This window comes from Paenimyroides viscosum, assembly GCF_003858535.1.
Classification (GTDB): Bacteria; Bacteroidota; Bacteroidia; order Flavobacteriales; family Flavobacteriaceae; genus Flavobacterium; species Flavobacterium viscosum.
In genome coordinates this window covers 47,695-55,713 of sequence record NZ_RQTJ01000018.1, presented here as the reverse complement: position 1 = coordinate 55,713, position 8,019 = coordinate 47,695, and the positions used below count along the sequence as shown (strand labels likewise).

The following is an 8,019-nucleotide window of genomic DNA, read 5'->3' as shown; positions in this document are numbered from 1 at the left end:
TACAAGAACATATATATTCTAAAAAGCAAAAAAGAAGCTGTCTAGTTTTGAGACAGCTTCTTAATCACAGCTTACACTTTGGTAAACTTTTTCTTCTTCTTTAATTTTATCATCGCAGTTTCCATCTAAACTTCCAATGTATCTCAACTGAGGTTGCTCTTCGGTGCCAATGTTTTCAAAAACTTCACAATGACAGGTGTCAGACGATTCGCAACTTGCTAAAAAAGCAATTCCCAAAATAGTTAATACCTTTTTCATACTTTTTACTTTAATGTTTATTGTAATTAATCAAAAATTAAACCAAATTTTTAAATTCTTGTTTTAATCTGTTTTTTGCCAATTCGGTTACCGAGTTTTGTTCTTTACTTTGTATAAGTTTTTTTTGTAAATCGGTTGCAGTTAAAACATCTTCTTTTAAACTTGTTTTTAAAATTTGTTGAATAATTGTTTGTTTTGCAGTTGCAATTAATGCCCATGCTTCTTCTGATACATACAATTGCTGTGAAATATTAAAATCGTATTCTTGTTCTATATTTTGTATTAAGAACGATGCGTAATCTTGTTTTAACTCTGATATTGGTGCTACACGAACTACTAATTTTTGCAAATCTATACGTTCCATTAAAATAATTAATCTTTCGTATGCCTGCACCGTTTGCGGAGTAGATTTTCTTAAAGTTTCTTGAACCTTTGGCGCGGTATGGGGTTGTTGCATACGTTGTCTTAAAAAATTTCGTGTTTCTTTCTCTTTCGCAATCGATTTTCTATTAAAAACATAAAACAATAATACTATAATAACTAAACCTAATAATATAAGTAACGACTCTTTCCAGTCAACCGTAAAATTTGAAAACATCTATATCACTTTTAAAAAACAAATATAAACCTAAAATAATATTATTTGCTACTTATTTTTAGTAGTAGTAACTTTGTTTTTTCTGAAAATAAATCTATGCAAAATTATATCGATCAATTAAACGATGCGCAACGTGAACCTGTTTTACAAAAAAACGGACCAATGATTATTATTGCCGGTGCGGGTTCTGGTAAAACACGCGTTTTAACCTTACGTATTGCTTATTTGATGCACCTTGGCGTTGATGCTTTTAACATTTTGTCGCTGACTTTTACCAACAAAGCGGCTAAAGAAATGAAAGAACGTATCTCGAAAATTGTTAATTCTGCCGAAGCTAAAAATTTATGGATGGGAACTTTTCACTCGGTTTTTGCAAGAATTCTTCGTGCTGAAGCTGATAAGTTGGGATATCCTTCAAATTTTACGATTTACGATTCTCAAGATTCACAACGTTTGATCGGGCAAATTATTAAAGAAATGCAGTTAGATAAGGATATTTACAAGCCTAAAGATGTTTTAAGCAGAATATCTAACTACAAAAATAATATGGTTACCGTTAAAGCGTATTTTAACAATCCGGAGTTGATGGAAGCCGATGCCATGGCAAAAAAACCACGTGTTGGCGATTTATATCAGGCGTATGTTGAAAGATGTTTTAAGGCTGGCGCAATGGATTTTGACGATTTATTGTTGAAAACAAATGAGCTTTTGATTCGTTTTCCTGAAGTTTTGTTGAAATATCAGGATCGTTTCAGATATATTATGGTTGATGAGTATCAGGATACCAACAATTCGCAATACTTAATTGTAAAGGCGCTGGCAGATCGTTTTCAGAATATTTGTGTGGTAGGCGACGATGCACAATCAATTTATGCGTTTCGTGGCGCCAATATCAACAACATTTTCAATTTTCAGAAAGATTTTGACGATGTTAAGGTGTATCGTTTGGAACAGAATTATCGATCATCAAAAAATATTGTAGAAGCAGCCAATACCATTATCGACAAAAATAAAACCAAGCTTGATAAATTGGTTTGGACAGCAAATGATGACGGACCAAAAATTAAAATTCACCGATCGATAACCGATGCCGAAGAAGGAAGATTTGTAGCATCGACCATTTTTGAAGAAAAAATGACGCATCAAATGAAAAATGGCGATTTCGCTATTTTGTACAGAACCAATGCGCAATCGCGTGCTATGGAAGATGCCTTGCGTAAAAAGGATATACCTTATAGAATTTATGGCGGTTTATCGTTCTATCAACGTAAAGAAATTAAAGATGTTTTAGGATATCTTCGTTTGCTTGTAAACCCTAAAGACGAAGAAGCTTTGGTGCGTGTAATAAACTATCCGGCGCGCGGAATTGGTAATACAACGGTTGAAAAACTGAATATTGCCGCCAATCATTACAAGCGCAGTATTTTTGAGGTAATGGAACATATCGATAAAATTGATCTCAAATTAACATCTGGAACCAAAAGTAAAATAAGCGATTTTGTTACCATGATTAAAAATTTCCAGGTAATAAATGATAATCATGATGCGTATTATTTAACCGATTATGTGGTTAAAAAAACCGGCTTAGTTCAGGAATTAAAAAAAGACGGAACACCTGAAGGTATTACGCGTTTAGATAATATTGAAGAACTTTTAAACGGTATTAAGGATTTTACTGAAGGTCAGGTTGAAGTTGATGGTGCACGTGGAAGTTTAGCAGAATTTTTGGAAGATGTTGCATTGGCAAGTGATTTGGATAACGATAAAGGCGATGATGACCGTGTGGCTTTAATGACCATTCACTTGGCAAAAGGACTGGAATTCCCGACAGTTTTTGTGGTTGGTATGGAAGAAGATCTGTTTCCGAGTGCCATGAGTGTGAATTCGCGTGCAGATTTAGAAGAAGAACGTCGTTTGTTTTACGTTGCTTTAACCCGTGCCGAACATAAAGCATACTTAACTTATGCTCAAAGCAGATATCGTTGGGGAAAATTAAGCGATTGTGATCCGTCAAGATTTATTCAAGAGATTGATCCGCAGTATTTGGAATTTCTATCGGCTCCCGAAACAAATTACCGATATAAATCATCAATCAATGAAGATATTTTTGGCGATGTTGATAAATCTAAATTGCGTTTAAACAAGCCAACTGCAGGAGTTCCGCCAAAATGGGTTCGAGAAAATGAGGATCAAAAGCCAAATAATGATATTAGAAGATTGAAGGATATGAGTAAGATTTCGGCTTCAAGTTCCTCATCAAATGAAAATTCTTCGTTACAAGAAGGACAAATTATTATGCACGAACGTTTTGGTAAAGGAAAAATTCTTAACTTAGAAGGAGCAGGGGCAGACAAAAAAGCCGAAATTCATTTTGATGTTGGTGGAATTAAAAAATTGCTGCTGCGTTTTGCAAAACTTAATATACTGGAATAATGGCAAAATTTATAAATGGGATATTATAAATCAAAATATCAACATAAGAAGAAGCAAACAAAAGGAGGTAATTATCTATTTAAATCTTTTATAGCTCTAATTATCGTTTTTGTTTTGTATAATATTTTTATCAAGTCATCATATATTGGCAAAGATTACAAATACAATATATTTATATTTTGGTTGCCAATTTTGATAGGTTTCTTTATTGCTATAAGATTTAACATATTAGGACTGGATTATAAAAAATCTTTTTCAGAGCTTAAAAAATAAAAAAAAATTCACATTAAAATTATATACATTTTACTAATAAACTTTGTTTTTTTTATGTTCTCTTTAGTTATGTTTTGGATTCCTTCAAATATAATTTGGGACATATTTAACAAAATTGAAATACAAAAAAGCAAAATAGAAGTAGTTTCGATTCCAGTTGAAAAGTTCACAAAATCCAGACAGTCAAATAAAATCTATTTTAAATTTAATAATCATTCAGAAAGTATAAAAGTTAGTTCAAAAAGAATAAATCAGTTTATTGGTAAAAATCCAAATAATTACATAGTTGAAATAGGTATAAAAAAAGGTATTTGGAATTATTATGTTGTTGACTATTTGAATATTAAATTGAAAAATTAAAAGTATGGCAAAATTTATAAAAATATATCCTGATAATCCTAATGAAAAGGAAATTCAGAAAGTAGTAAAGATATTAAAAGATGGTGGTTTGATTATTTATCCAACCGACACGGTTTACGGTTTAGGTTGCGATATTACAAACACAAAAGCTTTAGAACGTATCGCTAAAATTAAGGGAATCAAGCTCGAAAAAGCAAATTTTTCTTTTGTTTGTAACGATTTAAGTAATATTTCGGACTACGTTAAAAGTTTAGACACCTCGTCGTTTAAAATTTTAAAACGTGCATTGCCTGGTCCGTACACCTTTATTTTAGAAGGAAATAATAATCTTCCGAAGGAATTTAAAAAGAAAAAGACTGTCGGAATTCGTGTGCCCGATAACAGCATTGCATTAGAATTGGTTAAGCAATTGGGAAATCCTATTGTTTCAACATCGATTTATGATGATGATGAATTAATTGAATACACAACTGATCCTGAATTGATTTTTGAAAAATGGCAGAATAAAGTTGATGCTGTAATTGATGGTGGTTACGGAGATAACATGGCATCAACCATTATTGACTTAACTGGAAACGAACCAGAAGTGATTCGTGAAGGAAAAGGAAGTATTGATATCTTTTAAAACAAAAACCAGCCTAATAAGCTGGTTTTATTATGAATTTTTCAATCGCATCTCGAATAATTTCGGCATGATCAAAAGCTAAAGCAGGTAATTCATCTACAGAAAACCACTTCACCGATTTTGCATCATCCTTTGCTTTGGCTTCAGCCAAACTGTCAATTTCGCCCATAAAAGCCACAGATATTGTATGATGGCGCGGATCTCTTTTAGGATTTCCATACGCTTTAATTTGCTTAACCTGAAATAGCTGAATATCGGTTTCTTCAAAAAGTTCGCGTTTGGCGGCTGTTTCTAAATCCTCGTTTTCATCAACAAAACCGCCAGGTAAAGCCCAATAATCTTTAAAGGGATCGTTCAATCGCTGAATTAATAAAATTTCGTAGCTGCTGTTTATCTTTCTAAATAAAACAACATCAACAGTTACAAATATTTTGGGAGTATAGTTCATTTATAAAATATCTATTTGAATTAAAGCTAATAAAATTACACTAATCACGGCTAAAACAATACCTGTAACTGCATTTTTTGTAAGATTTTCTTTAAAATAAAATTTCCCAATAAAACTTCCGCCAATAATAACACCTAAGTTCATGGTAATAAAGACTAGAGTCGGGGTCTCTGAAAAAATTTTATGTGCTTTCATATAGAAATAAATGTTCGAAAAATTTAAAATTCCCAACACAATCCCATAATATATATAGTTTATCTTAATTGTTCCTTTATGTATTAGTAAATAAATTAAACTTGTAATAGCACATAAAATAAACACCGTAAATAATGCAGCTATGTACGGAATTTCTTTATTTGTAGCTAGAATTTTAAATAATGTATCAACAGTACCATATCCAATAAAAACAGCTAGCAAGTAGAAACCGTTGAAATTTCCCTTATTTGTGGATTTTTTATACAACAATAGTACAATACTTGTAAAAGCTAGAATAATTGCAATAAATTTTGACCATGTAAATACTTCATTAAACAGCCAAAAACTCAATGCTACAGGAATAATTAATGATATACGTTGAAAAATATCTGTTTTCGCTAAACCAGATCTTATCAACGATTTATTAAGTATAAAAAAAATTGTTGGCATTAAAATACCTAATAATAAAGTTATTATTGATATTGATTTTTTAACAGTAAATACATTGAGAGATTCATTAAATAGTAAATAGCATGTAATTATAGCAACAATATAATTTGTAAATATTACAATATAAATATTTTTTATATTGCTGATTTTTAGACTTTTAAAATAAAAACCAACCAAAAGAGATGATATTAAACTTAACAGTAAAGCGTACATTAATTATAGATTATTTAAATGGATTAAAACAATTTAACTAATTCTATTTTACATAATATATATTATAGTTCAATATAATTATATAAATAAAATAGTAATAATAAATTTTTATTTCAACAAATATCACTATTTTTGCGCTGTTTATAAAAAATAAATAAGTGGAAAATTCAAACGCACAAAAAATTATAAAAGCGCTTCAAGCAGAAGTTATTTCAAACGGCATAGTTGCAAAAACTATAGTTCCAGAACTAAAAAAGCTTAGAGAATTTGCATTACTAGAAGAAAAACCAGTTCTAGTTAAAGCATTGCGCTTAGCTTATGAGCATATTGACCAAAACGAAGATTTTTTAGTAAATATCCCATCTGACGAACCAATTGAGGATAATGTTGAAATATCAACCGATAGTTCTACAAGTGAAAGCTTTACCTATTTTATGTCTTTAATGTTAGATTTAGATAATAAACATAATGTAGCCGACTTAAAAGAATACAACCAACAATTTCAACAATTTTAAAAATGTTAAACTTTTTTAGATTAGTTGCAACCTTAGAAGGTATCTCATATTTGGCTTTATTTTATAACATGTTATACAATAAACCTAATAATCCTGAATTGTATCAACAATTATTATATCCAATTGGTATGATTCATGGCATACTTTTTGTTCTATATGTTGTACTAGCTATTTATTTAAAATATGAATATAACTGGTCTTTTAAGAAGTTAGGTTTGGTATTAATTGCTTCCCTCCTGCCTTTTGGAACTTTTTATTCAGATTATAAATGGTTAAAAAATTAAAAAAATTTTTGTTTTTAGTTAAAATATACTATTTTTACCAAAAATTACAAATACAAAATTATCTGTTTTTATTAATAATTTAAAAAAAAGTTTTATGAAAAAAATAACTTTGCCTTTAATTGCAGCTGTATTAGGTTTATCTAATATGAATGCTCAAGAAGGATTACCTTACAACAAATGGTCTATTGACATTAATGGTGGTTTAACAAAACCTTCAGCTCCAATGACTCCTGGTTATACAGGTGATACTTTCTTCGGATTAGTTCACGCTGATGCTGGTGTTCGTTACATGTTCAATAACAAATTCGGTATTAAAGCTGATTTTGGATATGACTATATGAAAAATGGAGAAGATTCTAACTACTTTAGAACTACACACTACAGAGCAAGCTTACAAGGGGTTGCAAATTTAGGTCGTATTATGAACTTTGAAGAGTGGACTAGAACTTTTGGTTTACAAGCTCACATGGGTGCTGGATACTCTTGGATGGAACCAGGTAAAGATGGTTCTACAGTTCTTGACTATGGAAAAGATAAAATGGGTCACGTATTGTTAGGATTAACTGGTCAAGTAAAATTAGGTAACCGTGTTGCTTTAAATGCTGACTTTACAATGGTTAATACTGTTCGTCAAAACTATACATTTGATGGTGCTTCAGAAATCAATGCTAACGAAAGAGGATTTAACGGTACTTTCTACAATGCAACTTTAGGTTTATCTTTTTACTTAGGGAAAAACGAACAACATGCTGACTGGTATGCTAACGATGGTTTAACAAACAGAGTTGAATCTTTAGAAAACCGTGTTACTGACATCGAAAACAAAATGATTGATTCTGATAACGATGGTGTAGCTGATTATTTAGATTTAGAACCAAATACTCCAGCAGGAAACATGGTTGATACTAAAGGTCGTTCTATTGACTTAAACAAAAACGGTATTCCAGATTCTTACGAAGATTATTTCGATTCAAGATATGCTAAAAAAGGTGATACATTCTCTTCTGCTGATTCAAACACAGCTCAAGACTTAATCAACCAAGGATATGTTGCAGTTTATTTTGATTTCGACAAATCAACTCCTAAAAACGCAGAAGCAACTAATTTCTTAATTACTTACTTACGTTCTAATCCAAATGCTACTGTTGAAGTTAATGGTTTTGCTGATTCAGTTGGTAACCCTTCATACAACCAACGTTTGTCTGAAAAACGTGCTAAAAACGTAGCTAAAATTTTAGAACAATCTGGTATTTCTAGCTCTAGAATTACAACAAGTGCTAAAGGTGAAGATACCTCATTCGACGGTACTAACAAAACTACTTCTAAATTTGCTAGAAGAGTAACTTTCAAAGTAAACTAATTAATAG

10 protein-coding genes are annotated in these 8,019 nt (G+C 30.8%); 6 read left to right on the top strand and 4 right to left on the bottom strand.

Annotated features, from left to right (window positions below; all coding sequences use genetic code 11):
- Positions 1–60 precede the first annotated feature (60 nt).
- Both EG242_RS09490 and EG242_RS09485 read right to left on the bottom strand, forming a co-directional pair.
- Positions 61–258, bottom strand: coding sequence for a hypothetical protein (locus tag EG242_RS09490; protein ID WP_124899659.1), 198 nt, complete (start codon positions 256–258; stop codon positions 61–63).
- Positions 259–295: 37 nt separating this feature from the next.
- A complete protein-coding gene (locus tag EG242_RS09485) occupies positions 296–856 on the bottom strand; it encodes a DUF7935 family protein (RefSeq protein WP_124899658.1) in 561 nt (186 codons plus the stop codon).
- Between the two features lie 96 nt (positions 857–952).
- Between EG242_RS09485 and EG242_RS09480 the strand changes: the two genes are divergently transcribed.
- The 3 genes from EG242_RS09480 (at position 953) to EG242_RS09470 (ending at position 4,547) form a co-directional block, all read left to right on the top strand.
- Positions 953–3,289 (top strand): ATP-dependent helicase, encoded by a 2,337-nt coding sequence (locus tag EG242_RS09480; RefSeq protein ID WP_124899657.1) that lies wholly within the window; start codon positions 953–955, stop codon positions 3,287–3,289.
- A 327-nt stretch (positions 3,290–3,616) separates the two neighbouring features.
- Positions 3,617–3,922 carry a hypothetical protein gene (locus EG242_RS14845; protein ID WP_124899656.1) on the top strand — a complete coding sequence of 102 codons (306 nt, stop codon included), beginning with the start codon at positions 3,617–3,619 and terminating at the stop codon, positions 3,920–3,922.
- Positions 3,923–3,926: 4 nt separating this feature from the next.
- Positions 3,927–4,547, top strand: a complete 621-nt coding sequence (locus EG242_RS09470) for an L-threonylcarbamoyladenylate synthase (protein ID WP_124899655.1) — start codon at positions 3,927–3,929, stop codon at positions 4,545–4,547.
- 13 nt (positions 4,548–4,560) lie between these two features.
- Here the strand turns inward: EG242_RS09470 and EG242_RS09465 are convergent, their stop codons facing one another.
- Together EG242_RS09465 and EG242_RS09460 are read right to left on the bottom strand one after the other, a co-directional pair.
- On the bottom strand, positions 4,561–4,995 hold the full coding sequence (locus tag EG242_RS09465) for an NUDIX domain-containing protein (RefSeq protein WP_124899654.1): 435 nt from the start codon (positions 4,993–4,995) through the stop codon (positions 4,561–4,563).
- The gene (locus tag EG242_RS09460; RefSeq protein WP_203227698.1) at positions 4,996–5,817 is read right to left on the bottom strand and encodes an EamA family transporter; all 822 of its coding nucleotides are present in this window, start codon (positions 5,815–5,817) and stop codon (positions 4,996–4,998) included. It lies immediately after the preceding gene.
- Positions 5,818–6,011: 194 nt separating this feature from the next.
- Between EG242_RS09460 and EG242_RS09455 the strand changes: the two genes are divergently transcribed.
- The 3 genes from EG242_RS09455 to EG242_RS09445 all read left to right on the top strand — a co-directional run bounded on the left by EG242_RS09455 (position 6,012) and on the right by EG242_RS09445 (position 8,012).
- Positions 6,012–6,368, top strand: coding sequence for a hypothetical protein (locus tag EG242_RS09455; protein WP_124899652.1), 357 nt, complete (start codon positions 6,012–6,014; stop codon positions 6,366–6,368).
- Between the two features lie 2 nt (positions 6,369–6,370).
- Positions 6,371–6,652 carry a DUF3817 domain-containing protein gene (locus EG242_RS09450; protein WP_124899651.1) on the top strand — a complete coding sequence of 94 codons (282 nt, stop codon included), beginning with the start codon at positions 6,371–6,373 and terminating at the stop codon, positions 6,650–6,652.
- Between the two features lie 94 nt (positions 6,653–6,746).
- Positions 6,747–8,012: an OmpA family protein gene (locus EG242_RS09445; protein WP_124899650.1), complete on the top strand. Its 1,266-nt coding sequence runs from the start codon at positions 6,747–6,749 to the stop codon at positions 8,010–8,012.
- Positions 8,013–8,019 lie beyond the last annotated feature (7 nt).